Annotated in this window: 30 protein-coding genes and 2 pseudogenes; 15 read left to right on the top strand and 17 right to left on the bottom strand. The window is 59.1% G+C overall.

What is annotated here, in order from left to right:
* Positions 1–220: 220 nt before the first annotated feature.
* The 5 genes from EN804_RS11775 (at position 221) to EN804_RS11755 (ending at position 3,815) form a co-directional block, all read left to right on the top strand.
* Positions 221–919, top strand: coding sequence for a methyltransferase domain-containing protein (locus EN804_RS11775; protein WP_189343611.1), 699 nt, complete (start codon positions 221–223; stop codon positions 917–919).
* Between the two features lie 105 nt (positions 920–1,024).
* On the top strand, positions 1,025–1,237 hold the full coding sequence (locus tag EN804_RS11770) for a hypothetical protein (RefSeq protein ID WP_135863588.1): 213 nt from the start codon (positions 1,025–1,027) through the stop codon (positions 1,235–1,237).
* Positions 1,238–1,385: 148 nt separating this feature from the next.
* Complete coding sequence (locus tag EN804_RS11765; protein WP_127277622.1) at positions 1,386–2,219, top strand: amidohydrolase family protein; 834 nt, start codon at positions 1,386–1,388, stop codon at positions 2,217–2,219.
* On the top strand, positions 2,216–3,406 hold the full coding sequence (locus EN804_RS11760) for a glycosyltransferase family 4 protein (RefSeq protein ID WP_189524504.1): 1,191 nt from the start codon (positions 2,216–2,218) through the stop codon (positions 3,404–3,406). The genes EN804_RS11765 and EN804_RS11760 overlap by 4 nt, the downstream gene beginning before the upstream one ends.
* Before the next feature lie 64 nt (positions 3,407–3,470).
* Complete coding sequence (locus EN804_RS11755) at positions 3,471–3,815, top strand: low affinity iron permease family protein (RefSeq protein WP_127277628.1); 345 nt, start codon at positions 3,471–3,473, stop codon at positions 3,813–3,815.
* Positions 3,816–3,833: 18 nt separating this feature from the next.
* On the opposite strand, the gene EN804_RS11750 is transcribed toward EN804_RS11755, so the two are convergent.
* The gene (locus tag EN804_RS11750; RefSeq protein ID WP_127277630.1) at positions 3,834–4,142 is read right to left on the bottom strand and encodes a SemiSWEET transporter; all 309 of its coding nucleotides are present in this window, start codon (positions 4,140–4,142) and stop codon (positions 3,834–3,836) included.
* Between the two features lie 225 nt (positions 4,143–4,367).
* Here EN804_RS11750 and EN804_RS11745 point away from each other — a divergent pair, with 225 nt between their 5' ends.
* Complete coding sequence (locus EN804_RS11745; protein ID WP_189524503.1) at positions 4,368–7,640, top strand: DEAD/DEAH box helicase; 3,273 nt, start codon at positions 4,368–4,370, stop codon at positions 7,638–7,640.
* Positions 7,609–8,181 carry a hypothetical protein gene (locus EN804_RS11740; protein ID WP_135919466.1) on the top strand — a complete coding sequence of 191 codons (573 nt, stop codon included), beginning with the start codon at positions 7,609–7,611 and terminating at the stop codon, positions 8,179–8,181. The genes EN804_RS11745 and EN804_RS11740 overlap by 32 nt, the downstream gene beginning before the upstream one ends.
* Before the next feature lie 109 nt (positions 8,182–8,290).
* Here EN804_RS11740 and EN804_RS11735 read toward each other — a convergent pair whose 3' ends face one another.
* Positions 8,291–8,506 (bottom strand): CsbD family protein, encoded by a 216-nt coding sequence (locus EN804_RS11735; protein WP_127277709.1) that lies wholly within the window; start codon positions 8,504–8,506, stop codon positions 8,291–8,293.
* 290 nt (positions 8,507–8,796) lie between these two features.
* On the opposite strand from EN804_RS11735, the gene EN804_RS11730 reads away from it, so the two are divergent.
* Entirely contained in the window at positions 8,797–9,270 is a 474-nt protein-coding gene (locus EN804_RS11730) for a GNAT family N-acetyltransferase (protein WP_135919465.1), read from the top strand.
* 159 nt (positions 9,271–9,429) lie between these two features.
* Here EN804_RS11730 and EN804_RS38825 read toward each other — a convergent pair whose 3' ends face one another.
* Positions 9,430–9,714: a hypothetical protein gene (locus EN804_RS38825; protein WP_189524502.1), complete on the bottom strand. Its 285-nt coding sequence runs from the start codon at positions 9,712–9,714 to the stop codon at positions 9,430–9,432.
* Positions 9,715–9,878: 164 nt separating this feature from the next.
* On the bottom strand, positions 9,879–10,106 hold the full coding sequence (locus EN804_RS11720) for a hypothetical protein (protein ID WP_127277721.1): 228 nt from the start codon (positions 10,104–10,106) through the stop codon (positions 9,879–9,881).
* A 1,733-nt stretch (positions 10,107–11,839) separates the two neighbouring features.
* Between EN804_RS11720 and EN804_RS11715 the strand changes: the two genes are divergently transcribed.
* A complete protein-coding gene (locus EN804_RS11715; protein ID WP_127277722.1) occupies positions 11,840–12,667 on the top strand; it encodes a Ku protein in 828 nt (275 codons plus the stop codon).
* 106 nt (positions 12,668–12,773) lie between these two features.
* Here the strand turns inward: EN804_RS11715 and EN804_RS11710 are convergent, their stop codons facing one another.
* A complete protein-coding gene (locus EN804_RS11710) occupies positions 12,774–13,145 on the bottom strand; it encodes a response regulator (RefSeq protein ID WP_189524501.1) in 372 nt (123 codons plus the stop codon).
* A 136-nt stretch (positions 13,146–13,281) separates the two neighbouring features.
* Entirely contained in the window at positions 13,282–13,446 is a 165-nt protein-coding gene (locus EN804_RS11705) for a DUF3606 domain-containing protein (RefSeq protein ID WP_127277719.1), read from the bottom strand.
* Between the two features lie 158 nt (positions 13,447–13,604).
* Between EN804_RS11705 and EN804_RS11700 the strand changes: the two genes are divergently transcribed.
* Both EN804_RS11700 and EN804_RS11695 read left to right on the top strand, forming a co-directional pair.
* Positions 13,605–13,919: a DUF982 domain-containing protein gene (locus tag EN804_RS11700; protein WP_189524500.1), complete on the top strand. Its 315-nt coding sequence runs from the start codon at positions 13,605–13,607 to the stop codon at positions 13,917–13,919.
* Between the two features lie 254 nt (positions 13,920–14,173).
* On the top strand, positions 14,174–17,317 hold the full coding sequence (locus tag EN804_RS11695; RefSeq protein ID WP_135919854.1) for a GAF domain-containing protein: 3,144 nt from the start codon (positions 14,174–14,176) through the stop codon (positions 17,315–17,317).
* 121 nt (positions 17,318–17,438) lie between these two features.
* Here EN804_RS11695 and EN804_RS11690 read toward each other — a convergent pair whose 3' ends face one another.
* Positions 17,439–17,717, bottom strand: coding sequence for a hypothetical protein (locus EN804_RS11690; RefSeq protein WP_127280309.1), 279 nt, complete (start codon positions 17,715–17,717; stop codon positions 17,439–17,441).
* Positions 17,718–17,853: 136 nt separating this feature from the next.
* On the opposite strand from EN804_RS11690, the gene EN804_RS11685 reads away from it, so the two are divergent.
* Complete coding sequence (locus EN804_RS11685; protein ID WP_135919461.1) at positions 17,854–18,216, top strand: nuclear transport factor 2 family protein; 363 nt, start codon at positions 17,854–17,856, stop codon at positions 18,214–18,216.
* A gap of 540 nt (positions 18,217–18,756) precedes the next feature.
* Here the strand turns inward: EN804_RS11685 and EN804_RS11675 are convergent.
* The 4 genes and pseudogenes from EN804_RS11675 to EN804_RS38815 form a co-directional block, all read right to left on the bottom strand.
* Positions 18,757–18,998 (bottom strand): annotated as a pseudogene (locus EN804_RS11675) (hypothetical protein).
* A gap of 254 nt (positions 18,999–19,252) precedes the next feature.
* Positions 19,253–19,462 (bottom strand): hypothetical protein, encoded by a 210-nt coding sequence (locus EN804_RS11665; protein WP_127280312.1) that lies wholly within the window; start codon positions 19,460–19,462, stop codon positions 19,253–19,255.
* A 63-nt stretch (positions 19,463–19,525) separates the two neighbouring features.
* Entirely contained in the window at positions 19,526–19,693 is a 168-nt protein-coding gene (locus EN804_RS38820) for a hypothetical protein (protein ID WP_348629827.1), read from the bottom strand.
* Positions 19,694–19,769: 76 nt separating this feature from the next.
* Positions 19,770–20,179: pseudogene (locus tag EN804_RS38815) on the bottom strand (hypothetical protein).
* A 205-nt stretch (positions 20,180–20,384) separates the two neighbouring features.
* Between EN804_RS38815 and EN804_RS37980 the strand changes: the two are divergent.
* A complete protein-coding gene (locus EN804_RS37980) occupies positions 20,385–20,816 on the top strand; it encodes a hypothetical protein (protein ID WP_245464494.1) in 432 nt (143 codons plus the stop codon).
* Positions 20,817–20,873: 57 nt separating this feature from the next.
* On the opposite strand, the gene EN804_RS11650 is transcribed toward EN804_RS37980, so the two are convergent.
* The 4 genes from EN804_RS11650 to EN804_RS11635 all read right to left on the bottom strand — a co-directional run bounded on the left by EN804_RS11650 (position 20,874) and on the right by EN804_RS11635 (position 22,754).
* Positions 20,874–20,978 carry a putative RiPP precursor gene (locus EN804_RS11650; RefSeq protein ID WP_127280313.1) on the bottom strand — a complete coding sequence of 35 codons (105 nt, stop codon included), beginning with the start codon at positions 20,976–20,978 and terminating at the stop codon, positions 20,874–20,876.
* Positions 20,979–21,240: 262 nt separating this feature from the next.
* Entirely contained in the window at positions 21,241–21,429 is a 189-nt protein-coding gene (locus EN804_RS11645) for a hypothetical protein (protein ID WP_127280314.1), read from the bottom strand.
* Positions 21,430–21,477: 48 nt separating this feature from the next.
* Complete coding sequence (locus EN804_RS11640) at positions 21,478–22,335, bottom strand: ATP-dependent DNA ligase (RefSeq protein ID WP_135863565.1); 858 nt, start codon at positions 22,333–22,335, stop codon at positions 21,478–21,480.
* A 260-nt stretch (positions 22,336–22,595) separates the two neighbouring features.
* Complete coding sequence (locus EN804_RS11635) at positions 22,596–22,754, bottom strand: hypothetical protein (RefSeq protein ID WP_348642045.1); 159 nt, start codon at positions 22,752–22,754, stop codon at positions 22,596–22,598.
* A 231-nt stretch (positions 22,755–22,985) separates the two neighbouring features.
* On the opposite strand from EN804_RS11635, the gene EN804_RS11630 reads away from it, so the two are divergent.
* A complete protein-coding gene (locus EN804_RS11630; RefSeq protein ID WP_245512020.1) occupies positions 22,986–23,234 on the top strand; it encodes a hypothetical protein in 249 nt (82 codons plus the stop codon).
* A 372-nt stretch (positions 23,235–23,606) separates the two neighbouring features.
* Positions 23,607–23,831, top strand: a complete 225-nt coding sequence (locus EN804_RS11625; protein ID WP_127278425.1) for a hypothetical protein — start codon at positions 23,607–23,609, stop codon at positions 23,829–23,831.
* Positions 23,832–24,415: 584 nt separating this feature from the next.
* Here EN804_RS11625 and EN804_RS11620 read toward each other — a convergent pair.
* Both EN804_RS11620 and EN804_RS37975 read right to left on the bottom strand, forming a co-directional pair.
* On the bottom strand, positions 24,416–24,709 hold the full coding sequence (locus EN804_RS11620; protein ID WP_127278426.1) for a hypothetical protein: 294 nt from the start codon (positions 24,707–24,709) through the stop codon (positions 24,416–24,418).
* Entirely contained in the window at positions 24,706–24,858 is a 153-nt protein-coding gene (locus EN804_RS37975) for a hypothetical protein (protein WP_245464368.1), read from the bottom strand. Before EN804_RS37975 ends, EN804_RS11620 begins: the two co-directional genes overlap by 4 nt.
* Between the last annotated feature and the right edge of the window lie 142 nt (positions 24,859–25,000).

The raw sequence follows: 25,000 nt of genomic DNA, 5'->3' as shown, positions 1-25,000 counted from the left end.
GATGGGGCTTTCCCCAGCGTAACAAGGAGGCACGCGGAAGCAACGTCCACAGCAGGAACTTGGGCCGCCGCGCTGAGTTCAGTGGACATGACGCCGATCAGCGCCGGCGCATGCGCTCATGTTTGACTGTTTGGAAATTGTAGCGGTGAGCTATCTCTCCGTTCGGCTATCGGCACCGGGATATCTTGCATCGGCCCCAATGCTGGAAATGGAGACCCCAATGATGAAAGTACGCCAGCATTTCCCCGCTCCGGGAATGGTGGACTTCGGAGATCTGAACTTCATCGAGCCATTGAGCCGCGCATTTGGTGGCGATCGTGGCAGGCCGCTTGATCGCTATTATATCGAAAGCTTTCTGGAACGGCACGCCGGCGACATCAAGGGCCGCGTCGCCGAGATTGGGGATGACGTCTACACGAGACGTTTCGGCGGGGAGCGCGTGGTGCGGTCCGACATCATCGATTCTCCAGAAAGCGCCAATCCGTGCGCCACAATCAAGTGCGACCTCCAGCGTGAGGAAGACATCGAGGCAGCATGCTTCGACTGCATGATCGTCACTCAGACCCTCCACATGATCTATGACATCCGTGGGGCCTTGGCGACCGTCCATCGAGCGCTGGCGCCTGGTGGGGTCGTGCTGGCCACCGTTCCTGGCATTACGCCGATCGACGCGCTGGATGGTCCTGAAAAGTGGTTCTGGGCTATGACGCAGAGCGCCGCCCGACGCCTGTTCGAGGAACGGTTCGGGCGTGCCGGAGTCGTGGCCGAACAGTTTGGCAATGTCCTGGCAGCGACGGCCTTCCTGCAAGGCATGGCCTTTGAAGAGATTGATCGCGCCGACCTCGACGTCATTGACCCGCTATATCCGGTGATAACGGGGATCAGGGCATCCAAGTCGATGCCCACCCGCGTCGTGTAGGCCAGGGTCAACACTTCCGCGACTGTCTTTTATGCACGTGGGCGTCCTTCAGCCGTGAGCGTGCACGTGGGACGGAACTTCGTCCGATCTGCGAGATTGCGTTCGATGGGCACTTCTGCACGAACAATCCGGTACCAGATCGACGAGATGATGGGCGACGAACTCGTCGCCAGCCATGCAGTGAACGGACATGACCCTGTCGATGCTTTGGAGCAGATCGTCGCGGGTCCATTTATTGAGCGCGGGCAGCATTTGCGCTGGTACCGGGTCGTCGACGAGGCGAGTGCCAGCGTCTTCGAATACAGTGTTCCATCGTGAACAGCCCACCCTCACCCGCATCAAGCCCCTGGCTCAGCCTGCCATGTGCACCTCGCGGCTAGCGGATGCCGACCCTCAATAGAATGTCGGCGTACGATTTCCGGGAACGCGGCACGATCATGCTCGTTGTCGAACAGGGAGACCACTCATGATCATAGACGCGCATCTCCACACGACAGGCCAGGAGACAACGGCGGGCGTGCTGCACACGCTCGATCAGGCCGACGTGGACGTGGCGTTCCTGCTCGCCCCGTTTCTGACACCGCCCTATTCGCTCGCCGACGCCGGCTCGCTGAGGGCGGGCAATCGATATCTATCGGACCTGCTTAAGGCACACACGGATCGGCTCGTGGGCTTTGCTGTCGTCAATCCTCTCCACGATGATGCGGCCGAAGATCTTGAGCGCGCCGCCGAGTTGCCAGGTATCCGTGCTTTGAAGATGGTGCCTACCGGATGGTATCCTTACGATGATTGTGCGCATCGGGTCTACGAAGTCGCGGCCCGGCTTGATCTGCCGATCCTGTTCCACAGTGGCATCTTCATTGACGGACGCTCCGGACGGTTTTGCCGGCCCAGCTTCTACGAAGCTGTCAGGGATTACCCTGGTCTGAGGGTAACGCTGGCGCACCTCGGCTGGCCCTGGTGCGATGAGGCGAACGCCGTCGGGGTGATCGATCGCATCAATGGGATCGACCCGGCTGAGAGCCAGTTTCGTTTCGATATCTCCTTTGGGCCGCCACCGATCTATCGCGAAGACGTCTTCCGCAAGGCAATCGACGTCATAGGTCCGCGGTCCATCCAATTCGGAAGCGACCGTTTCCTTCCATGCGAGGGGAGTCACATACGGGCGGCAATCGACGAGGTGATGGACATCTTCGATCGTCTTGAGGTGAGCGTATCGGATCGCAAGACGATCATGAGCTACACGGCATCGGAATGGCTGCGCCTCGACCAATCCGCCGAAGACAGTCCCGCCTCATGACACGCGCCCCGCACATCGTGGCCAAACCCGGCGAACAGATCCACGTTCTGGAAGTCTTGGGAAATGCGATCGTCGGCGGCATGGAAAACTACGTCCGCAATCTCATCGCCTGCCTGCCGGCGGAAGAATACAAGGTGTCGCTGTTGTGTCCCTTCGAGAGCGCGTTCACCAAGGCGCTGCGCATCGAGGGCCGCGACGTCTTCATCGCGCCTCTGCGCGACGACCCCCCATGGCGGACAATCGAGTTGATCTGCACGCTCGTGCGACAGCATGGCGTCCATCTGCTTCACGCCCATCTCATGAACGCGCACACGGCGACCGCGATTGCCGGTAAACTGACCGGAACACCAACCGTGGCGACGCTGCATGGCATGAGCCTGCAACCGCAGGAAATCAGCGTCGTACGCAACACCGGCAGCCACACGATCGTCGTCTGTAGGGAAGCATGGTCGCAGGCTATGGCGGTCGGGCTTGCGCCCGATGCCGTCAGCCTGGTCCCCAATGGCGTCGATCTGTCGACATACAATCCCCAGTCGGCGGATCCCGCGGACTTTCGTCGGGCCATCAACATTGGTCCCGACGATTTCCTGATCGGTTTTGTCGGTCGCCTCGCGTGGGAAAAAGGTCCCGACAAATTCCTCAAGGCGGCCGAGTATATTTTGCAGCGCCGGCCCGACATCCACTTTGCCATGATCGGTACCGGTGTGATGGAAACCGAGCTAGCAGAGGCGGCAGGCCGTGCAGGCATAAGCGCGCATTTCCACATGGCGGGCCTTTGGCCGCAACCAAATAAGGCTTATCCGTCGCTCGACATGATGCTGCATACGTCGCGCGCCGACGCCATGCCCCTGGCGATCCTGGAGGCCATGGCCTCCGGCGTGCCGGTGGTCGCAATCGGGGTCGGGGGGGTCTCGGAAATCATCGAAACCGGAGAGACGGGAATTCTTATAGGAACAAGCGAATGGCCGGGGATTGTGTCCGAATACGCGGGCGATTGGGAAGGTGTCGCGCAGGCAGCGTTGGCCCTGATCGGACAGCCGAAGCGTCTGAAAGACATGTCGGCAAAGAGCGTCGTCAGGGCTCAAGCTTATTATGACATTCGTCGCTCGGCCTCGGCGACCAGCCAGCTCTTTCGCCAAATGCTCCGGCCCGCTCTCGAACAGGCCCGGCTTCATTCCGTGACGTGACCTTCCTTCGGATTGATCGTTGACGGCGAAATAGAGCGGCCACCCCCTCACCGGAGGCAGAAGCATGGACGTCGGAAGCATCCTTACAAAACTGGGCACGCTCTCTGCGCGGCCATGGGCGTTTTTGATCTTGCTGGGCTACGGCGCCCTGTGGGCAATTTTCGAGCGGGAAAGCCTCGACTGGCATGGCGCCGCTACATTGGCCACGTGGGCGATGACGCTCTTCATCCAGCGCGCTGAGCACCGGGACACGCAGGCGATTCAGGCCAAGCTGGACGAACTCATCCACGCCAACGGCGCTGCCCGAGACGAGGTGACCACGATCGATCAGAAAGAGCCAGAGGAGATTGAGCGGCAGAGAGATGCCGAGCAATCCGGAGGGGCAGCCCGACGTCGTGACACCGCATGATCGTGAACTGTCTACTGCTCACTGCTCTGTCGGCTCGGCAGGATCCAGAGCGTTTGCCACGGCGTCCTTCTTAGTGCGCGGAAGGAGCGTCATCGACAGGATAAATGTCGACAGGATCAGGCAGACGCCATTGGTGATAACGATCGGCCATTCCTTTTTGATAAGCCCGAAGGTGAGCCAAAGCGCAAATCCCAACACTGTGATTGCGTACATCGGCGCCGAAATGCCGGCCGTATCTCGGCTCTTGATGATCTTCCAGGCTTGCGGCGCGAAACTCGTCGTCGAGCAAACTGCGGCCAGAGAGCCAATGATCGTTTCAAACTCCATCCAGTGCTAACTGCCCGGGCCCATTTTGGTTCATCAGCGACTTCGAAATTATCCGACATCCCACAGTTCTCCTGGATTGCCCTCCTCAGTCATGCGCCGGCGATAACGGTGTCCAGCGGGAACGGAGGACTAGCGCGCAAGTTGAACACAGAACGTCTCCAGCGGAATGCCATGACAAAGCCAAAACCCATAGATCGTCCGCCTGACGTGGTCGGTCGGAGTGCATTGCCTGACGCCGACCTTCCCACCGATGAGCGGCGGACCACATGGCGTGTGAGTTCCTCGGCGATAGGCGCAAGGCTGATCGAGCGCGTTCGTGATGCCGGCCCCGATGGCGTGGTCTTCATCGCGCGAAGCGAGAGCCAGGCGGAGGAAGTTTCCATCTGCTGCAAGGCGTTCATGCCCGAGTCTCAGGTAATCCTGTTGCCGCCATGGGATTGCCTCCCCTATGACCGTATCCAACCCTCGCGTGAAAGCATGGGCAGGCGCGTTGCAGCCCTGGTCGCAATGGCCGAGCCAGCCTTTAGCCCGGCTCGACTGGTTGTCACATCGCCAGAGGCGGCGCTGCAACGCATCGCGCCGGTGAAGGCGATGGCGACGGCATTCATAACCCTGTCCGCAGGCGAACCTTTCGACATCGACGCGCTGTCCGATCGCTTGTTGTCGCTTGGTTATCTCCTCGACGATCGGGTCGACGAGGCCGGCGAATTTTCCTTGCTCGGTCAGGGGCTCGATGTATATCCGCCCGGTGCCCCGAATCCATATCGAGTTTTCATTGAAGACGGTGTGGTCTCCAGCATCCGTTCCTATGATCCTGTCACGCAACGCACGCTCGAACCGGCGCAGACAATCGAAATCGTGCCTGCGACGGAGCTTATGGCTGCCAATATGGAAGCCGACCTGGCGGATGTGTCGAGTATCGAGTCGCGGATTCTCTCAGCCGATGTCGAACTGGCCAGCATCTTTGCGCTTTCGCCGCGAGCCTCGATCATCGTGGGGCCAGGCGTCGACGACCGTTTCGACGCCGCGATCACACTGATCGACGAAGCTCGCCATGCACGCGACAAGCAAAGAGGTCGCAAGCCGACGGCGGAGCGTTTCTACCTCGATCGCCGTGCCTTGAATGCGGAATTGAAGCCCCGGCGAACCGACCTTGAAACAGCCGGCTTGACCTCGACTCCCGACTTCATCGGCGAACCGAACCCGTCCAGGGCCGCAGCGGCATTTGCAGACGAAATGGCCCAGGCGGGATTGCGGGTCGTGCTTGCCGGTGCGGCCGCCGACGTTGATCGCCTTGCGAGGACCGTCGGACGGACGCTCTCGCGAGAAATCGAGGAAGCCGCAAGGTGGCCAGACATCCTCAATGGTGAGCCGGGCAGCGTCGTGCGGTTCGCGGCCGACATTGAAGACGGTTTCATCGATCAGACCGCCGCGCTGGCTGTCCTTGCAGGCGCCAACGTTTTTGGCACCAGGTTCAACGCATCAACCCGAACTCGCACCGGGCTGATCGAGGAACCCGATTTGCGGGTTGGCGATGTCATCCTTCATGAAGATCATGGTCTTGGGGTGCTGCGGGCGCTTGAAACGCTGGAGCTGGACGGGAAAGTCGCTGAGGCCGTCCGGCTGGAGTATCACGGCGGCGCGTCGCTTCTCGCCCCCGTAGACGAATTTGGCCGCATCTGGCGCTATGGGGCGGAGGCGGACGCGGTATCGCTCGACAAGCTCAAGGGCGACGGGTGGGCCAAGCGCCGTGCGCAACTCGACGTGGAGATCGACGAAACCGCCGATCATCTCGTCAGGCTGGCCAAGGAGCGCGAGAAGAACGGTGCTCGCGTGCTGAACCCGCCACGCGCTGCCTATGCCCGCTTTGCTGCAAGGTTTCCTTACCCCGAGACCGTGGACCAGTCTGCAGCGATCGCCGCCGTTCTCGAAGACCTGTCGTCTGGTAAGGCGATGAACAGGCTGGTCTGCGGCGATGTCGGATTCGGCAAGACGGAAGTGGCATTGCGGGCAGCGGCGGTCGTTGCACTGAACGGGGGCCAGGTAGCAGTCGCGGCGCCCACGACCGTGCTGGCGCGCCAGCATTTCGAAACTTTTTCTCGACGGTTCGAGGGGACGGACGTCACCGTCGCGCTTCTGTCTCGCACGGTCGGCGCGGCCGAGGCGGAGGCGGTCAGGGCTAGCCTTGCCGACGGGTCGACAAGAATTGTCATCGGGACGCAGGCCATCGCAGCCCAGGACGTGACATTTGCGGATCTCGCCTTGCTTGTCATCGATGAGGAGCACCGGTTCGGCGTCAGGGTCAAACAGGAGCTTCGTGGCCTAGCGCCTCGACTTCATGTGCTTTCTATGAGCGCGACCCCGATACCGCGCACCCTTGCGGCTGCGATGGTCGGGGTCCAGGAGGCAAGCTTGCTCACCACCCCACCTGCGAGGCGGCGACCCGTGCGAACCGAGCTCTCCCCATTTGATACTGTCTTGATCAAGACCGCTTTAATCCGCGAGCGTCGCCGATCCGGGCAAAGCTTTTGCGTCGTTCCCCGTATCGCTGACATCGAAGCGACTGCCACCGAATTGCGCAATCTGGTGCCCGACTTATCGCTTCTAATCGCACATGGTGAGCTCAAACCCGCTGCGATGGACGATGCGATGGTTCGCTTCGCCAATGGTGAAGGCGATATTCTGCTTTCGACCAACATTATCGAGAACGGCCTGGACGTTCCGCGAGCCAACACCATTATCGTCATTCGCGCAGATCGATTTGGCTTGGCACAACTGCACCAGCTGCGTGGCCGGGTCGGACGAGGAAGAGCCCAAGGCTCGGCCTATCTGCTCACCGAGCCAGGCAAGGAAATCGCACCTGAGACGAGAGCGCGGCTCTCGACCCTTCTGGCTTTGGACCGACTCGGTTCCGGCCTGCCGATCAGCGTGCGCGATCTCGATCTTCGCGGCGCCGGCGATCTGGTTGGTGAAGACCAAGCCGGCCATATGAAGCTGATCGGCCTTGGCCTCTATCAGCGCCTCTTGGCAAGGGCGGTGAAAAAGGCGCGAGGTGACGACAGATCAATATCGGAGCCCGAGATCGACCTGGAAATTTCGGGCGCGTTCCCATCGGACTATGTCCCCGACGCCACTGTCAGACTCAACCTCTATTCCCGGCTGCAACGCATCGAGCGCGCAGCCGAGATCGATGCCTTCGCCGACGAACTGGAAGACCGTTTTGGCGCTCCGCCACCAGAAACGATGTTGCTCTTTGAGTTGGCCCGGCTGAAACAAGCCGCCGCCGGTGCCGGCATCGTCAGGATCGGCGCCGGCCCCGCAGCCATCGCCATCGAGTTCGCGCAGCCGGACTCGAAGCTTCTGGCCCGTCTGCAAAAGTACCCAGATTGCACCCCAGGCGAAGAGCGCGTGATATTCAAGATCGCTACGACACCGGGGCCGGGCCGTTTGCGCGCCACGAGAAAGCTTGTCGATTTTTGCCGTGCGGCAACGACCTAAACATGCCGAATCTTTGTCAGCGGGGTTGGCAAAGAAAGTGGCCTTCGCAACGGAGCGCTTCGACCAGCAGAAGTGTCGCGCCAAGGCAGTCGCCGGAAGCCTGCTCAGCCATGGTGAGGAGGTTCCAGCGAACCAAGGGCTGGATGAAGTCATCGAAACCCTGACCCACAAAATGGGAGATTACCGCTTGGCCAGGTTTGTCGAGAGCCATCAGTCCGAGGCCCCCGGTCGGATAGGCCAGCGCTGCGATGCGTTGAAGGTGCCGATCCCCATCGACACGAAGCTCGAAGAGGATCACGCCCCGAGTGCGCTCGGCGACGAGGTTAACCTTGTCGGAGAAAGGGCCTGGCATGTGGCGGATGGTGCTGACCACCATCTCAAACATGATCTCATCCAAGCCTGCAGAAATCATCTGGCGAGCTTGCAGGACTCGTCGGCAACCACAACGGTCAAAAACACTTATGCACAGCTAAACAACGCACTGATTTGTCGCAAAAAATCCACCTGCGCGGTTCTTCGTCGACAGCATCGACGACGGTGACCGTTGCGCATCAGAGGCTTCTGCCTTGTGCGCGCGTCGAAGGTGGGGTGGGAAGACATTTGTCCAACACCACTCCCCACCGGCGGCCCCTCTGGTCGGCAGCCGGCGCTCAGAGGTTCTTGTTGATCTTGGACGCGACCTTGTTTGTGGCGTCCTTGACAGCCGATTTTGCATCGCCGACCGCCTTTTGCACTTTGCCCTTGGCTTCCTGCGCCTCGCCCTCGGCCCTGAGCCTGTCATTGCCTACCGCTTTGCCCGCGCCTTCCTTGGCTTTTCCAACCGCCTGGTTAGCAAGACCCGAGGCCTTGTCGCTCGTGCTTCCCACAGAAATATTCCTCTTCGTTGGCTGTGAACGATGGCCACCCGCAACGTCAGAGCCATGGAAAAGTTCCAGGGCTTGCCCGGGAGAATGATCGAGCCAATGGCCTCATCACCTCTCCCTGTCGGGGTCACCCTCGCAGCCATCAACACGGTCTCCTCTCCCGATAATCCTGGGGTGATGCGCAGCGTGGTTTCGTCGGCATGGCGGCCACCGTACGCTCGTCGTTCTTCGAGGGGCTTCCCGATCAGCGTGTCACATGCGGAACGGCAGGACCTAGTCCGCGTTGTCAGGCGATGAACTACCTCATCCGCAAAGGGACCCCGGTCGACGATCCAACCTTGATCCGTCATTACACAGCGTTGTGGGACAGCTATGGCGTCGATCCGGTCAACATCAAACTCGACGCCGAGGCCGTCACCTCGAAGTTCATTTTGTCTGGCCGGCGGCATTTCGAATTGGGGAGCTTCCTTGCGGAAGTTGATGGCGTGGCCGTCGGGTCACTGGCCTGTCAGGTCGAACGTCTGCCCTACCCCGACGTAGCGGTCCCATCGTTTCGCAAGCATGGTTATATCTGGAGCGTGTTCGTTGAACCCGCGGCCCGGCGAAATGGCGTGGCCCTGGCGCTGGTAAGGTCCGGGGTCGACTATTTGAGATCCATCGGTTGCACAAAAGCGGTCCTCCATTCATCGGATGCCGGCGAAGGCGTTTACCGCGCCGCCGGATTTGAGATCGCCAAGGAGATGCGGCTGGATCTGACCACGGGCTGAGCGGAGCCAGATCAATTCAGGAGAGCCTGTCTCTTCCAGCCGCAGACCATCTCGGCCGGGCGATTCATGTGCACAACAAAGCGGTGCTTTTCGTCAACCTTTCGCAGGTCGGGAACAAAGGTGAATGATCAACATTCCTTTATTGAAGGGACGCCGTTTTCAGCAGACAGGACTATAAACATGAAGGCTTTGATCTTGAGCGCCTTGGCGCTTTCTCTTGGCATCCCGGCTGTCGGCATGGCCGCCGAGGCTGACGTGGTGATCACGGCGCATCACCGTCACCACCATCGCGCCGCCATCGTCTATAATGACGAGGGAGGTCAGCTCCATCATCGCCATCACCGGCATGTCGCATTCTACGACAATGGCGAGCGTGCGTGGCGCCACCGCCATCACCGCCGGGATACGGTCATCGTGACGATGGGTCACCGTCGCCATCACCATCGACACGTCGTCATCGATCAGGGCAACGACGACTAGGCCGCGTTTGCTTGCCCGGCTTCGCTATATTGAAAGGCCGGAGCCCGGCGCAGCCGGGGGGAAATGCGGAGCTTCGATCACCTTCGCAAGGTCGAAGCTCCCTCAACTCAGTGCGGTGCGCCGCGCGGCTATCCGGCTTGTCGCAGAGTTTGATTGCGTGATCGAACTGCAATTTTTAGCACTGTCGCGTCGGCAACGCCGGTTTGAAAAAGCCGCACAAGCTCAGCCGCAATATCGCTGGCCTCAATCGATTCCAGGGAAATGTCCGCTTCACGGCAAAGCTCATCAAAGACGCGCTTGAGTGCGCTCAGGTCGTCGGGGTAGATGGCTTGGTTGTGCGAGCAACGGTCAAGCATCGGACAAAACTCCAGACAGGGCCAGTGAGCGTGTGGGGGAATATGGCTCCCGGGCGATGACCTGTCGTTTAAAAATGATTGCGCCTGCTTGATGTTGGATTTGACGACAAGGCCTGGGCGGCGGAACGTTTGCACGGCCGATGATAGACAGGCGTGGGTTGGCTGCTTGCGAATGCCACAGGTTTTCGAAACCTTTTGTCAACCATGGCGACACGGTAAATACTTTACGGCGAACCGATCCGGTTGCAGGAGGTTGTGGACGGGCCTGCAGCAAAGAGGACAGTCCAGAATGCATCGTCTCTCCGTTGTTACCGCCCTTTTGGTGTCCTTCGTGGCGGCTTACGCGACGTGCGTCTGGGCAACCTCGTCACACCCGATCGACTTCTTCGAGGCCCAGGCGTCACCCATGCTGATACGCGGCTCTGATTAGTGTTCGTGAGACGCCGATTGGAGGCTTTCTTCATGGAGCCGCTGGTCCCACCAGTTGACGGTGGTTAGGAGCGGCCCGGCGAAAACCTCGGCTACGCTGGTAATGTAGGAAAAATGGCAGCGTCTGAACATCAGGCCTTAGCTGGCGCCGCGCGATCCACTAACGTCGGCCTCCGCATTTGAGTCGGATGACCATGGATCCTACAGCCGCAGACACCCTTTCTAGCATCGCCAGAGATTGGGCCATCGCCTTGACCGAACGGCGAAGCGTCACTGGCACTGATGACGAGAAGTCTTTTGGGCCATGGTTAGCAAAGGTCCTGGGTGAAAGGCCGCCTTTCGATCGCGCCAAAATCTGGACCATCGAGGTCGAGCCGGGGGACGGTCGCCACTGCGTTGCAATGCTGGTTCCCGGTGCGGGTCGCGGCACGGTCGTACTGACAGGCCACTACGACACCGTGTCGACACGGGACTACGGTGACTTGGAAGCGTTGGCCACGCAACCGGCAAAAGTGACTCCGGCCTTGGCGAGCAGCCTGGTGGGGGTGGAGACAGATCAGGGCAACCTGGCGAGCCGATCTCGAGACCGGGCAATTTCTTGCTGGACGGGGTTTGCTCGACATGAAGGCAGGTCTGGCGGCGGGATTAGCGGTCTGTAATGTCTTTGCCAACGGTGGGGGCACTGCCGGCAATTTGCTGTTCCTGGCCGTTTAAGGCCGTGCAAATGCTGCCTGCGTTAGAGCGCGAACACCACTTGCAGATTCTGGCGGCCATCAATCTCGACGCAATCGCTGACGACGGCGATGGCAGCAAGGGCCGCGTCATTGCTGAATCCGCGGCATCTCTTCGTGGCCCATCCGCCAGACCGGTGATCGATGCCGGATCAGTCGAAGGACGAAGGCAACCTTGTCGTCTACCCTTGCGAAGGATCGCGAACATGCTTGCTCGCGCCAGATTAATGGCGTTTGGATGTTTAGGTTCCCTCCCTGAGTAGGCGGCGGACGAGTATTCTTAAGGAATCCAACCACTTGTATGGACTAGCCCATCGGCGGTAAACAGAAAGCCCGCCAACGGAGGACACCGACCGGCGGGCTCGCCGGGCTTTGCCGCCCGACACAGCGAACCTCGACAATTCGCTGCTGTTGGCGAACTTGCGACTTTTAAAAGCGTTCCAAATGGGTGAGGCATCATTGTTAGCGCGGACACCTGGCGTTGGTGTGTTTCCTAGCCGCCGTCCGAGCCTGTTGCCGAGGAACAATTTCAATGGAAACCCGTTGGCCCTTACCAAAACAGGATCAATGCAGATGGTAGCGCCACGTGCTGTATGGAAGGGCTTCCTGAAGGTCGGGTCGGTGACTTGCGGGGTCAAGATTGTCGGCGCTACGAGCGAGAGTTCAAAGATCCACTTCAAGATCTTGAACCGCAAAGACGGCCTTCCGGTTAAAACTGTCTATGTGGATGAGCAGACGGGAGAGCCGGTCGATCCGGCCGATCAGGTGAAGGGGTTTGAGATCTCCAAGGATGAGTATGTCATGGTGGAGCCCGACGACATCAAGGCGCTAAAGCTGACCACAGACCACACGCTCGAGGTCGGCGAGTTCGTCTCGCTGGACCAGATCGACACCCGATATCTGGAAAAGCCCTACTACCTCATCCCGGCCGACGGAGCAGCGCTCGAGGCCTATGGGGTCATCCGCGACGCGATGAAGAACAAAGGTGTGGCGGCGCGATCCTGTATTGTCCTGTATCAGCGCGGCCGTGAGGTTTTGATCGAGCCTTACGACAAAGGCATGGTCATGAGCGAGTTGCGAAACCACAATGAAATGGTGTCTGAAAACAGCGTCTTCCATGACCTGTCGAAGGCCAAATACGATCCTGAATTGCTCGAAATCGCGGGCATGCTGATCGACAAGAAGGTGACGACATTCGACCCCTCGAAATTCGAAGACACCTACGAGGACGCGCTGATCGCCATGATCGACGCCAAACGCAAGGGTAAGAAACCACCAAAGGCGGCCCCGCGGCCGAAAGAGAATGTCATCAATCTCGCCGACGTTCTGAAGAAGAGCCTCAAACAGGAAGGTTTAGCGCCCAAAAAAAAGGCCACCTCCACCAACCGCAAGACAGCTTGATTCCGTGGATTATGGTCCTATTGACGCAGGGCAATGTCGTGCGGCAAATATCTGTTGGCAAGCCTGAAGGCCGAGCCGGCATAAGATAGGCCCTGTGGTAATTCGATCAACATCTCTGGTGGTCACGATCCAAGCGACGCTTGGACCGCAGCGAGGAGATGGGCAGGGTCGGAGGGCTTTGAATCTCCGTGCCATGGGCGAATATCTCGTCGCGATCGGGTCCAAGATAGCCAGTGTGGACGACAAAAGGGATCCCGCGCCCCACCAACTTCTTGGCCACCGCGATGCACGGCCCATCTTTCAGATAGAGATCGAGCACAGCGGCATCCGGAGAGACATCTTCCAAAATCGACTCTGCCTCGGCGCAACTGGCAGTTACGGCGACGTTAAAGCCCGCCTCGACCAAGGTGGCTTCCACGTCCAGGGCGATTAATGGCTCGTCCTCCAAGACGAGGATTGTTAATCGTTCTCCAGCCAAGATTGACCCAACCCCAACGGCGATGCCGACCGCTGCTCATGCCAACCGCGCTACCGATGATGAATAGCGAGTAGGAAGCTCTCCCCGCTTTTTGCCGCGCAGCAAACCAAGGGTCAAGAGGATCTGACGAAGACTATCAATTGGACTGTCGCAGCGATCGGGCCTCTCTGAGTATGGAGGCGCGGTCGAACCCAACAAGCGAAACAATCTCGCGAATTTGGCTTTCGGTGCAGCCAGTTTCGCGCGCCAGCGCTTCGATCTCGCGGGGGCTCATTTGTGGTTGTTTCTGTGCGTCGGCCATTGCTTTTCTCCTTGGCCGCACAACTTCCAAGACGCCGCCCGGTTCCCGCATAGGTTGCTCCCGCACGACCCGCCGTGCCGCCAAAAAATCGCGTGATATGCAACCAATCTTGCCCTCTAAAGTTTGCCAAACCTTCTTGCTAGCAAAGAGGGTTGAAGTTGACTGCTTTCCTTCCTGTGCAGATAAAGTTTTTGAACCAAACGCGAACGATCTGTTCGGTGGCCGATGCCAGAAGTGCAATGAATGGTGCATGGAAAAACAAGGAAACGCTTTCCTATCGACAGGCATTGCGTTTGCTGACTGAGGCTCAGGCCGGGACCTGCCGGCACAGTGTCGCGTTCGACGCCTTTCTCAAAGCCGCAAGGGACCAGGACATGATAGTCTCATCTGAGCCAAGCAGAAGCTTGATGCGCCTGGATGCGCTGGCAAGCTCGATCAACGGCCAAGATCGCCGGTCTCCCTATTCTGTTTGAGCAGCAAATACGCAACCCAACGACTGCCCGGCGGCCTGGCTATGCCCCAAGGGGGCATAGCCTGAGGCGTTGCCCCAGCTATTCGATTTAACACAATTCGGCAAAAACCCGCCACACAGGACGTGGCCCCGAGGCAGGACGGGGGACACCCCTCTATCAACTCAAGTTCCGGCCCGAGACGACGGCCGGACTTCGCCTCTGGTGGAACCCTTTTCTCCGCCGCGCATTGAATGCGCTTCACGGTGGGGAACGCAATGGGGGCTACCGCACATCGATCAGGGCGGCTGCGCCTGGAACTTCTGACAGCGTTGGGCGATCGCATCCGGGAAATTGAAGATCCCCGAGAGTTGGCTTATGCCGCCGCCGAATTACTTGGGCGCCACCTTGAAGTCAGCCGTGCCGGCTATGGAACGATCGACCTCGAAGACGAGAGCATCTCGATCGATCGGGACTGGAACGCCCCTGGAATCAAGAGCCTGGCAGGCACACTGAAGTTTCGCGACTACGGCTCTTACATCGACGACCTGAAACGTGGCGAGATCGTCATCCTCGAGGACGCCGAGACCGGTCCCCGGACCCATGATCGCGCTGAAGCCCTTAAAGCCCTCAGTGCGCGCTCCCTCATCAACATGCCAGTTTCCGAGCACGGCAAGGTGGTCGCACTGCTTTACCTGAACAATGCCGCTCCCAGGCGCTGGAGTGACGACGAGATTACTCTGATTTTTGAGGTTGCAGAGCGCACACGGACCGCAATCGAACGGCTTAGGGCAGAGCGGGCGCTGCGAGAGACCACGGAACGTCTCGCATTCCTGGATAGGCTGGGCAAGGAGATCGCTCTTGCCAAAGATGCCGATGCTGTCATGGCAACCACGACAAAAAGGCTTGGCGAACACCTTGGGGTTTCCATTTGTGCCTATGCCGATATGGCCGCCGACCAGGACCATTTCACGATCCGCGGCGACTGGAGCGCGCCGGGATCGCCGAGCATCGTGGGCTATTACAGCCTTGCGGATTTCGGCAAGCTTGCAGTCAGCAACCTTAGTGCGAACCGACCGCTTATCATCAATAACAACCTGACTGAGATTGACGCCGCAGAAGCTAAGACGTTCCGGGATATCGGGATAACGGCCACAATTTGCATGCCGTTGGTCAAGCAGGGGCGGCTCGCGGCGTTGATGGCCATTCATGACAAAGAACCTCGTGTCTGGTCCGAACGTGAACTAGCTTTGCTGACAGAGGTGACTGAGCGCTCGTGGGCCCATATCGAACGTGTTCGTTCCGAAGAAGCTGCCAGGACCTCAGAGGAACGGTTGCGGCTAGCGACAGACGCTGCTGCGATCGGGATCTGGGATTATGATCCCGTAACTGACACGCTTCGTTGGGACGACCGATGCAAGGCGCTTTTCGGGTTGCCGCCGGAGGCAAGTGTTTCTTACGAGCACACCTTCCTGCCAGGCCTGCATCCCGACGACCGCTCGCGCGCTGACAACGCCGTGCGGCAGGCGCTCAAGTCTGGAGGCTCGTCCCGTTATGATATCGAATATCGCACCATCGGACTTCATGACGGAAAGGAGCGATGGATTGCTGCGACCGGAGATGCGCTCTTTGAAAATGGACGCGCCGTTCGCTTTGTCGGCACGGTAATCGACATCACGTCCCGAAAGCGGATTGAGCGCCATCTCCAGGTCATAAATGCCACTGCTGCGACCGTCGCAGCCGAATTGGACGTCGAGATTATTGTCCAGACGGTGACCGACGTCGGGGTCGAACTCACGGGAGCGCAGTTCGGCGCATTTTTCTACAATCTCGTGGACGAAAACGGCGACAGCTACACACTTTACACGCTATCTGGCGCTCCGCGATCGGCGTTCGAGAACTTTCCGATGCCCCGCAACACTGCAGTCTTCGAGCCTACGTTCCGCGGTACAGGCGTGGTTCGTTCCGACGACATCCTGCAGGATCCGCGATATGGCAGGAATTCGCCAAGGAAGGGGATGCCCGAAGGTCACCTGCCGGTGCGGTCCTATCTGGCGGTACCGGTCACCTCCCGATCGGGCGAGGTGTTAGGCGGGCTCTTTTTTGGGCATTCCGACGTCGGCGTCTTCGGTGCGGAGCATGAGGCCGCAATGCTGGGCCTGGCGGGCCATGCGGCTTCGGCAATCGATAACTCCCGCCTCTTCAAGGCATTGCAGACACTCAATTCAACGCTTGAGCAGCGTGTCGTAGAAGCCGTCGCCGAGCGCGCAAGGGCAGAAGAGCACCTGCGCCAGTCCCAGAAGATGGAAGCGGTGGGGCAGCTCACGGGTGGCATCGCCCATGACTTCAACAATATGCTTGCCGTCATCATCGGCGGCCTGAATCTGGTGCAGCGCAAGCTCAGGAATGGCGACACAAACGTCAACATGTTCGTCGAAGGAGCCGTCGAGGGGGCGCAACGCGCGGCCGAACTCACCAAACGCCTCCTTGCCTTCTCTCGCCGGCAGCCCCTCGCCCCCAAGGTCATGAACCCGAACCGGCTTGTGTCAGGAATGAGTGAACTGCTCGGTCGAACGCTAGGCGAACCGATACAGATTGAGACTGTTCTTGCCGCTGGCCTGTGGCAGATCGAGGTTGACGCCGGACAGTTGGAAAGCACGCTGCTCAACCTTTGCGTCAACGCCCGTGACGCCATGCCGGCCGGGGGCAAACTGACGATCGAGACTTCAAACACTCATGTCGACGAAAGATTCGCCAAGGAAAATGGCATCCCGGTCGGTCAATATGTCCTCTTGTCGGTGACCGACACGGGTGTCGGAATGAGCGCCGATGTCATGGAAAGAGCTTTCGATCCGTTCTTCACCACCAAGTCAGTCGGCAAGGGGACCGGCCTTGGGTTGAGCCAGGTCTACGGCTTCGTTCGGCAGTCTGGAGGCAGCGTCAGGATCTATTCCGAGCACGGCGTCGGCACCACGCTGAAAATCTATTTGCCCCGTTCGCATAAAAGCGTCCCCGAACTGCGCGCGACACCACCAGCTCCTGAAAACACAGGCAGCGCTGCCGAAGTCATCATGGTCGTTGAGGACGAGGATCGTGTCAGGTCAATGGCAACCGAGGCGCTGCGAGACCTCGGCTATTCCGTTCTTGAAATGCGAGGCCCGCGGGAAGCCCTCGCGGCTCTGGAAGGCGGCACGGTGCCATCCCTCCTCTTCACCGACGTCGTCATGCCCGAAATGTCGGGGCGCGAACTGGCCGACAGGGTGAAGGTCGTCCAACCATCGTTGAAAGTTCTCTACACCACGGGCTACACGCGCAACGCGATCGTCCACAATGGTACTCTCGATTTCGGAACGGAACTTCTGACCAAGCCCTATACCATCGACGAACTCGCCGAAAAAATCCGCAAGGTTATAGATAAATAGCAAATCGAAATATTTTGAGGGCCAGGCTGAACCAAAGGTCTAAACAGCGACCGACAAACAAGTGGCCCGCCCCCGGTGAGGAGCGGGCCAGAAAGAGGCGAGGGTTTGGAGGGGGCTGCTTTCAGCCACCCATCTTTTTCGCCATCGCGCAGAAATCTGCATGCGCCTTGTTGAGCGTTGTATCACCGCAGTCTTTAATCACCGCCTTCTGCTCGTCGGGTTTCATGGCCATCCAAGCGGTCTTGAAATCCGCTTCGGACCTCAGTGTTTTCATGCCGGCATCGGTGAAGAACGGCGACATCTTTGCCGGATCGTCGAGCGCAGAGGTGCTGCCAGCGAGAGCTGAACCCGTCATCATTGCGAGCGCCATCGCGCCTATAGTGAGCTTCTTGATGTTCATCGCATTTCCTCCGTTTTTGGGTCATGACCACAGCGTGGTGACCGTCACGAGCAACGTGATGTCTCGAACTCGGTTCCCAATGCGGTAGCTTTCTGTATGCTCGTCTCGCATAACTGGGAAAAGATGGTTTAGCCTGATGTCGCAGACCGACGAACGCCAAATCAACGCTGTGGTTGAGTCCTACGTCCTCGCTATGTCCACTGCTGACCAGGAAAAGCTGCGAACGGCGTTTCACGCGTCGGCATCAATCATCGGCAACTTCCAGGGCGCAGTGGAATGGCTGAGCGTCGATGGCTATGTGGGCGAGGTCATGGGTGCGGACTTGGCACCGAACAATAGCCCCAACTGGAAAATCTTGCTTCTCGATATCACGGCCGATGCGGCCACGGTGAAGGTTGAGGACGAGTTTGGGAGCATGAAGTTCACCGACTATCTATCCCTGCTTAAGGTCGCCGGGGAGTGGAGGATTGTGAGCAAGATCTACCACCTTCACACGTAGGGAAAGACCTCCGGGGCGAGGACTGGCGGAGGGCGAGATGGTGGAGGGCACTTTGATCGCTCGGTGGCGGCGGATGTTAGCTCACGGGCATCGTCGGATTGGCTTGCCGAACATGGCGGACAAGTTCCCAGCCGGCCTCGCCGTCGACCCGGCCGGATATCGGAAATCAGCGCCTTGAACGACCCTGGATCGGCATCGAAGGTTGACAGGGCTTGCGCCGCGCTGCCCACGCTCACGACGCGGAAGTCATCACGTTTGACCAACTATGCCAAGAGCGTCGTCTGGCGCTTAAGGACCGCGAGCAGAGGGAACAACTGGCCCGCGAGGTCATGGAAGCCTTTGAGGATGGCCTCATTGACGAAACCGATTTGTGGCGGGCGCTGTCCAAGCGCCGTACGGCAAGCGCTTAATTCCGTTCAGTGGCGCTGGGGTGGCCGGTGCAGCAGGAGCCTTAGGAGTCGTCGCCGCACCGGCCATTGCGGGCGTGGCAGCGTCCGCGACGCTAATCTACGCGCATATTAGTAATTGCTAATTAAGAATCTAACCAGCGAGTTGCCTGCGCCAGTCGGGCATGCCGGGATCGACATACACAATCGCCTCGAGGATGGTGCGAAAGAGGCTGTCCACTTCCTCATCGAGTTCGACCCGCTTGATGCCGATCGCTTTCGCATCGGCAATTCGCTGATCGGTAAGTTCGTCCACGGCGATGACAGATGGTTTTGCCGTCTTAGGAGCGTGTTCGCGATCCATTGGTACAGGAAATCGATGCCACGCGCGCTCATTAAGCCGTAAGCTCATGTGGTCGATTATGTCCGTCTCGGTCGACCGCCGAGGCGTCTAGTTCGGTCTCCATCTGGCCGCAGATGGGCTTGGCCTTGTCTGCGCCAGCCAAGGGGACCGTCAAAGCCCTGGAGCCACACATCAGCGTGTTCCTGCGAATGCACGACACGCTGCTTGCCCTCCTTGCATCCTGGACACACCGTATATCCACGCGTAGTTGGACCTGCTCCTTCTTGGCAACCGCCATCTTGTTCTCCTACCGGCCGAGAGGCTGCCTGGACAGCGAGACGAGCTCGGCTTCGTCAGTCACGCCGGCCACATAGTTCGCGATGACGCGCGATGCGAGCGCGTCTAGCGATTCTTTCGACTGACTGTTGACCTTGATCTGTTCGAATACCCGCCCAAGCAGGACCAGTTCCTCAGGTTCCAAAATTCCCGCTTCAGTTGCCTTTCTTCGAATCGGCATGCTTTTCCTCGCGAAAATCCTGAAGCGAAGCGTGCCGCAAATCCTCCTCGCCGCGCAAGTGTTTCACGCGCCCGATGATCCCTGTTTCACCCATTGTGTTGATGGCCGCATCATTCCATTGGGCGGCGGCCCGGCGTGCTGCTGGACGCGCTCCAACAGATGCTCGCGGATCACGCGGCTGGAATTGACGAAGGCCGAGCCGATATAGCGTCCCGTCTTCCCATCGGCCATCAGGGCAAAGCCGGCTTGCCCGGTTCACGTTCAACGCCTAGCAGCTCGTATTCTTCAACCGTATAGCATTTGGTCGTCAGCCAGTTCGTCGACGCACCGCTGCGATATTTGTTGTCGCGCCGCTTTGACACCATTCCTTCCATGCCTGCTTGGTGGAAGATGCGCTGGCCTCCCCCAGCAGCGCTTGGCTGAACTGGATGTGCTGTCCCTCTGGCATCATCTCGGCGAGGATCTCGCGCCGGTCTTCCAGCGGCATATCTCGAAGATCATGGCCGTTGATGTGCGACAGATCGAAGGCGAAGAAATACAGGTCATGTTGACGCCTGGTGAAGTCAGAAAGCCGGCGTCGTTCAGCACGATGATTTCCCCGTCGATGATGGCGCTGTCGACATCGAGGTCGCCGGCCGCCTTAGCGGGGTCTCGGTATTTGGCTGTCCAGTCGAGCCCGCGGCGGGTGAAGACGCGAACGCCGGTTTCATCCTTGATGATCTGGCTTCGATAGCCGTCGGACTTGAGCTCGTGACCTCGGGTGGTGGCTTTTCAACCAGGGTCGGCATCATTGGCTCGATGAACTCAAACGCATGCACGAACTCACGACAGGCGATTCAATCAGCTTGTGCTAAAATAAACCTATGTGTCATGCAACAATGCGCAGCAAACCACGTTGCTCACGCTCTGGGATGAGGCGACGATGACGAAGTATCAGGTGGAAGAGATCTACGGCGACACTATCGTGGTCTCTGGCATCGTTGTGGAGAGCGATCCGCTTAAGGCCGCCGAGACGCTGGCCGGTCAACCGCTATTGCCCAGGGCAGCACAAGAGCATTGGTTCCGTGCGGTAGATGAGGAGAAGACCACCGTTCACGAGTACAGCCTGGTTGGGCCTGACCAGCGCCCAGATCTCTTGGCATGGAGCGAAAGCGCCGACTTCGGTCCCTCAATGCGTGGAAAGGTGCATGAGGCTGAACTCGCAAACGAGCAGGACCATTTCTACAATTGTCCCGCTTGCGGTCAGCGGGTTGACCAGCGGGATTTCCGCCAGGTGTACTGGCATGAAAAATCGGGTCACGAGCCACTGCAGACACAGTCCGCAACAATCCTCAGTTTCCCTCGACCAAAATAGAAAAAGCCCGCCTGCCGGTCAGCGCAAAGCGGGCCTAGATAGAAAGTCAGCCAGAACTCAAGGCGGCGGAGGCGGCGGTGTAAACGACAGGCTCACGGCGGCTGTCACAACCGACAGGCGCTCGCGCTTCATCAGCGCTGGCTTCTCATAGGCCTTCTTCATAGTGGTGCTCCTCGCTTTACCCTCGCTGGGAAACTGCCTTGCGCCGACGATTGTTGTCAACCGCCTGCGATCACAAGCTCGGCCGCAAGCCAGAAGCCGCTGGCCATGAACAGCAGCACTACCATTGAAAACAGTAAGACGCCCGCCTCGCTGCAAAGCGGCATTGTAGCATGTGCTAAAAAACACAATAACCCGCCATCTGTCGGCAGCGGGCACGTCTGGTGGGATCAACCGGCGGCCAGCGCCGAGAGGCGAGCCGAACTCAAATCATAGCAGGGCCGGTGATGGCCACTTGCGGTGGCGCCATCCGGCACACCTCCTTTATCAGATCGAACAATGCGCTGACGGCCTCACGCTTGACGGCATCGAAACTGGATAAGTCTGTCCCCTGTTCGTCGGGATGAGCTTCGCCGTTATCCGAAAAGGCGAAAAAATAAAGCGCCATAGGCATTTAATCTAGCCAACATGAAAAAGTTTCGGGAGGATTTCGTCGACGCTCTTATTCCTCGCGGAAATCTTGCAGCGAGGCGTGCCGCAAATCCTCCTCGCCGCGCAAGTGTTTCACGCGCGCGATGATTCCCGGCTTCACCCATTGTGTTGATGGCCGCTTCATTCCCTTGGGCGGCGGCCCGGCGTGCTCCTGGACGCGCTCCCACAGGCGCTCCCGGATCGCCCGGCTGGAATTGATGAAAGCCGAACCGACATAGCGCCCGGTCTTCCGATCGGCCATCAGGGCAAAAGCCGGCTTGCCTGGCTCACGTTCAACGCCCAGCAGCCCGTATTCCTCAACCGTATAGCATTTGGCCTTCAGCCAGTTCGTCGACATGCCGCTGCGATATTTGCTGTCGCGCCGCTTAGATACCATGCCTTCCATGCCGGCCTGGTCGATCAGGTGGAAGATAACCCTCGCCTCGCCCGGCAGCGCCTGGCTGAACTGGATGTGCTGTCCCACTGGGATCATCTCGGCGAGGATCTCGCGACGCTCTTCCAGCGGCATGTCGCGAATATCGAGGCCATTGATGTGCAGGAGATCGAAGGCGACGAAATACAGGTCATGTTGCCGCCTGCTGATCGCCTTGCGCAGCGCACCGAAGTCAGAAAGCCCTGCGTCGTTCAACACGATGACCTCGCCGTCTATGATGGCGCTATCGACATCGAGGTCGCCAGCCTCCTTGGCGAGGTCTCGGTATTTGGCCGTCCAGTCCAGCCCGCGACGGGTGAAGATTCGCACGCCTTCCTCGTCCTTGATGATCAGCGACCGGTAGCCGTCGAACTTCACCTCGTGAGTCCACCCATCGCCTTCGGGAGGTTTCTCCACCAAGGTCGGCATCAACGGCTCGATGAACTTTAAACGCATGCACAGGACTCGCGGAACCGCGATTCAATTAGCATGCGCTTAATTAGTTCCGGTAAATTTTAACGATTCGTTGACCGCGCTGTCCTATTTTGGAACAGCGCGGTCAAACCCCAACCCGGACTGCGCGGGCGGCTCCGGCACGCACATCCCACCGCGCTGTCGGAGCCGTCACCCTACCTTCTAAATACCAGCAATGGTTGAATCAACAGTTACCAAACGTGCCTTCCGGTGCGTCTTCCCAATCGTTAGATTTGTTGAAATCAATCCGCCAAGCCAGCATCGTGATGCACGATCGCATCAAGGATCGCTTCGTAGGCGCTTTCGGTGTCTTCCTCGATCTCCGCGCTGCTGATTCCGACAGCCTTGGCGTCGGCGAACAGTTGCTGGGCCAGTTCCGCAATCGAGATGACGTCGATCACGCCCGTCTTGGGAACGTTGTTGGTTATCCACCAGTCTAAGAAGTTTGTGCCGCGAGTGCTCAAATTGCCAGGCGTCCGAATGCGATGGCCCGCGCCTTGCCCAACCACTGACGCGGGCCGACCGAGGTCTCGGGGACGTTGGTCAGCAGTCGACACCGACTGCCGGTGATTCAATTAGCATGTCCTAAAATGGTTCCGGGAACTTTTATCACTGAGGGATGTTCGATAGCGATGACAAAGCTATCCGACCTTGGCCCTCCGATCCCCGGCGTGCTCAACCGAGACGACCTCATTCGGTCAGACGGCCACTTCTACAATTGCCCGAGCTGCGGACAGCGGGTCGACCAGCGCGATCTGCGTCAGGTTTTCTATCACGAGGAGCCGGGGCACGAGCCGCTGGAGCCGGAGCCCGAGCCGGAACAGGAGCCGGAGCCGGAGCGGGAAGCGACGATCCTGAAATTCACCCGGTCCAGCAAATAGAGCCGGCCACCGAGCTGGACCGTCGCTCCGATCAAGCGACACTCCGAAGCTAAGTCCTTAACTGTCGTGTTCTGGAGCGGTTCATGTCGTCTGTACGGTTTATCCTGGCATACCTTGCTATTTTTGCCCTGATCGCATCCGCGATATGGTTCTTGGTCCGCCATTGGCCGACCCACATAATGATGTAATGTGACAGTCGAAGCGCACAAAGTTGCAATTCAAGACCTAAGTACCGACGTGAAAAGCCCGTCGCGGGAGGATACGTGACGGGCCTGCCTTATAGGAGTGGTTAGTTCCGGACGCTTAAGGTTTGTGCGGCCCAAAGGAACCATCCACTCCGAAGGGGGTTGCTGAAAAAAGGAGCGTCCATCAATGCCGAAATACCAAGTCGAAGAAATGCACGGTGACGAGGTCGTTGGCTCGCACGTTGTGGCCGCTGAAGACGCCGCGAGTGCGGTCAAATTGATCACGGCGATTTCTCTTTCCGCCAAGGATGCCGTGCGAGAACATTGGTTGCGTGTTGTGGACGAGATAGAAGGCACCGTAGATAAGTTCGGCCTGGATGAGCCTCAGCCTCCCGCGGACTTTTCAAAATAGCGATCTGGGCCAGCGAAGCCAAGGCCGCAGCAGTAATGCCCGCAGTTCTGATTCATAGTAGACCCGTGCGCGTCCTGGCGCCCCTGTTGGCCCGCGGTGCCTCCTCCTGTCCCATTGCAGCTCTATGGTGCTGGCATTGCTCTTGCTTCGGACTTCGTGCCGGTAATCCCGGCCCTGATCGCGTAGCGATCAGGTAGTAGGCTCGCCGGGCTTGAGGTGGTTGGGGTCCTTCGCCCGGCGAGTTTCGGGCGATAGGTAGCGCACCTTCTTTCGGATGACTTCGTTCATATCGGAGGGTGGCGCATAGTCGGGCTAGCCGACGGGATGCTGTCATCCCAACCCTGTGTCCCGCCGGTTAGGCTCGGCGCCCGCCGCCTCTCGATGCCCCCGGCGCCGAGCCGCCCGGAGGAAGCTTCCGCGATCACACCATGTCCTTTTGAGGTAGATTAGCCGATTTGCATCGAACAGCCGAGGCATATGAGCGATTGAAGCCCGAAGTCGTCAAACGCTGAAACGCAAAAAGCCCGCCGGCCGAGCCGACAGGCCTGGCTAATTCATTCGACGCAACCCGGCGGGCCAGGCTGTTACCGAGGGCCGAGCGTAGCGGCACCACACGGCTGACGCCCGAAGTCGTACACGCCACCAGCGTCAATGCACTCGTCAAGAGACATGCGAGCGTCGATGCCCTTGTAGATCGCATCAGTGTTCTCCTTTTCGATCTTGGCGCGGACTTCGTCGGCGCCTTTGTGCTTGATGAGTTCGTAGACGCTGAGCGCGGTGTCGGAGACGGCTAAGGCGATGACGGCCCACGCGATGATGCCGGCCATCGGCCGTGGCACGCCAGCGAAGCCGGCGACAAGCGTAATGAGCCAAGTCATTCCGAGACTTCGCCGCCCAGCGCGACCGCGATGTGCTGCGCCTTCCAGCCGGCATAGTAGCGATATCCAACACCGCCTAGCAGCAGCGCGGGACTGAGGACAGCCAACACCAGCACCACCTTCATGATGAACTCGCTGCCGTAGAACATCGGCGAGAGTTGATTCTGAAGATCCTGCAGCGTGCCAGCGATACCACCTTTGCCAATGCCGGCGCCGATCGCCGCATCGGCCGGCGCGGTTGAGGGCGGAGTCTCAGCGTCTTCGACGAAAGCCTTCGCTTGGCCGCCGTCA

Source organism: Mesorhizobium sp. M8A.F.Ca.ET.161.01.1.1 (assembly GCF_004792105.1).
Taxonomy (GTDB): Bacteria; Pseudomonadota; Alphaproteobacteria; order Rhizobiales; family Rhizobiaceae; genus Mesorhizobium.
This window is presented reverse-complemented; position numbering and strand designations above follow the sequence as displayed.

What these genes read in the sequence shown, in the direction of transcription:
- EN804_RS11750 (WP_127277630.1), bottom strand. Translation starts at nt 4,142, where the DNA reads ATGGAGTTTGAAACGATCATTGGCTCTCTGGCCGCAGTTTGCTCGACG.
- EN804_RS11625 (WP_127278425.1), top strand. Translation starts at nt 23,607, where the DNA reads ATGCCGAAATACCAAGTCGAAGAAATGCACGGTGACGAGGTCGTTGGC.
- EN804_RS37980 (WP_245464494.1), top strand. Translation starts at nt 20,385, where the DNA reads ATGACGAAGTATCAGGTGGAAGAGATCTACGGCGACACTATCGTGGTC.
- EN804_RS11720 (WP_127277721.1), bottom strand. Translation starts at nt 10,106, where the DNA reads ATGCTTGACCGTTGCTCGCACAACCAAGCCATCTACCCCGACGACCTG.
- EN804_RS11650 (WP_127280313.1), bottom strand. Translation starts at nt 20,978, where the DNA reads ATGAAGAAGGCCTATGAGAAGCCAGCGCTGATGAAGCGCGAGCGCCTG.
- EN804_RS11620 (WP_127278426.1), bottom strand. Translation starts at nt 24,709, where the DNA reads ATGACTTGGCTCATTACGCTTGTCGCCGGCTTCGCTGGCGTGCCACGG.
- EN804_RS38825 (WP_189524502.1), bottom strand. Translation starts at nt 9,714, where the DNA reads ATGGTGATGGCGACGGTGACCCATCGTCACGATGACCGTATCCCGGCG.
- EN804_RS11695 (WP_135919854.1), top strand. Translation starts at nt 14,174, where the DNA reads ATGGGGGCTACCGCACATCGATCAGGGCGGCTGCGCCTGGAACTTCTG.
- EN804_RS11770 (WP_135863588.1), top strand. Translation starts at nt 1,025, where the DNA reads ATGGGCACTTCTGCACGAACAATCCGGTACCAGATCGACGAGATGATG.
- EN804_RS11765 (WP_127277622.1), top strand. Translation starts at nt 1,386, where the DNA reads ATGATCATAGACGCGCATCTCCACACGACAGGCCAGGAGACAACGGCG.
- EN804_RS11645 (WP_127280314.1), bottom strand. Translation starts at nt 21,429, where the DNA reads ATGCCTATGGCGCTTTATTTTTTCGCCTTTTCGGATAACGGCGAAGCT.
- EN804_RS11630 (WP_245512020.1), top strand. Translation starts at nt 22,986, where the DNA reads ATGACAAAGCTATCCGACCTTGGCCCTCCGATCCCCGGCGTGCTCAAC.
- EN804_RS11775 (WP_189343611.1), top strand. Translation starts at nt 221, where the DNA reads ATGATGAAAGTACGCCAGCATTTCCCCGCTCCGGGAATGGTGGACTTC.
- EN804_RS11690 (WP_127280309.1), bottom strand. Translation starts at nt 17,717, where the DNA reads ATGAACATCAAGAAGCTCACTATAGGCGCGATGGCGCTCGCAATGATG.
- EN804_RS38820 (WP_348629827.1), bottom strand. Translation starts at nt 19,693, where the DNA reads ATGGCCGATGGGAAGACGGGACGCTATATCGGCTCGGCCTTCGTCAAT.
- EN804_RS11730 (WP_135919465.1), top strand. Translation starts at nt 8,797, where the DNA reads ATGAACTACCTCATCCGCAAAGGGACCCCGGTCGACGATCCAACCTTG.
- EN804_RS11685 (WP_135919461.1), top strand. Translation starts at nt 17,854, where the DNA reads ATGTCGCAGACCGACGAACGCCAAATCAACGCTGTGGTTGAGTCCTAC.
- EN804_RS11665 (WP_127280312.1), bottom strand. Translation starts at nt 19,462, where the DNA reads ATGCCGATTCGAAGAAAGGCAACTGAAGCGGGAATTTTGGAACCTGAG.
- EN804_RS11715 (WP_127277722.1), top strand. Translation starts at nt 11,840, where the DNA reads ATGGTAGCGCCACGTGCTGTATGGAAGGGCTTCCTGAAGGTCGGGTCG.
- EN804_RS11705 (WP_127277719.1), bottom strand. Translation starts at nt 13,446, where the DNA reads ATGGCCGACGCACAGAAACAACCACAAATGAGCCCCCGCGAGATCGAA.
- EN804_RS11760 (WP_189524504.1), top strand. Translation starts at nt 2,216, where the DNA reads ATGACACGCGCCCCGCACATCGTGGCCAAACCCGGCGAACAGATCCAC.
- EN804_RS11640 (WP_135863565.1), bottom strand. Translation starts at nt 22,335, where the DNA reads ATGCGTTTAAAGTTCATCGAGCCGTTGATGCCGACCTTGGTGGAGAAA.
- EN804_RS37975 (WP_245464368.1), bottom strand. Translation starts at nt 24,858, where the DNA reads ATGTTCTACGGCAGCGAGTTCATCATGAAGGTGGTGCTGGTGTTGGCT.
- EN804_RS11755 (WP_127277628.1), top strand. Translation starts at nt 3,471, where the DNA reads ATGGACGTCGGAAGCATCCTTACAAAACTGGGCACGCTCTCTGCGCGG.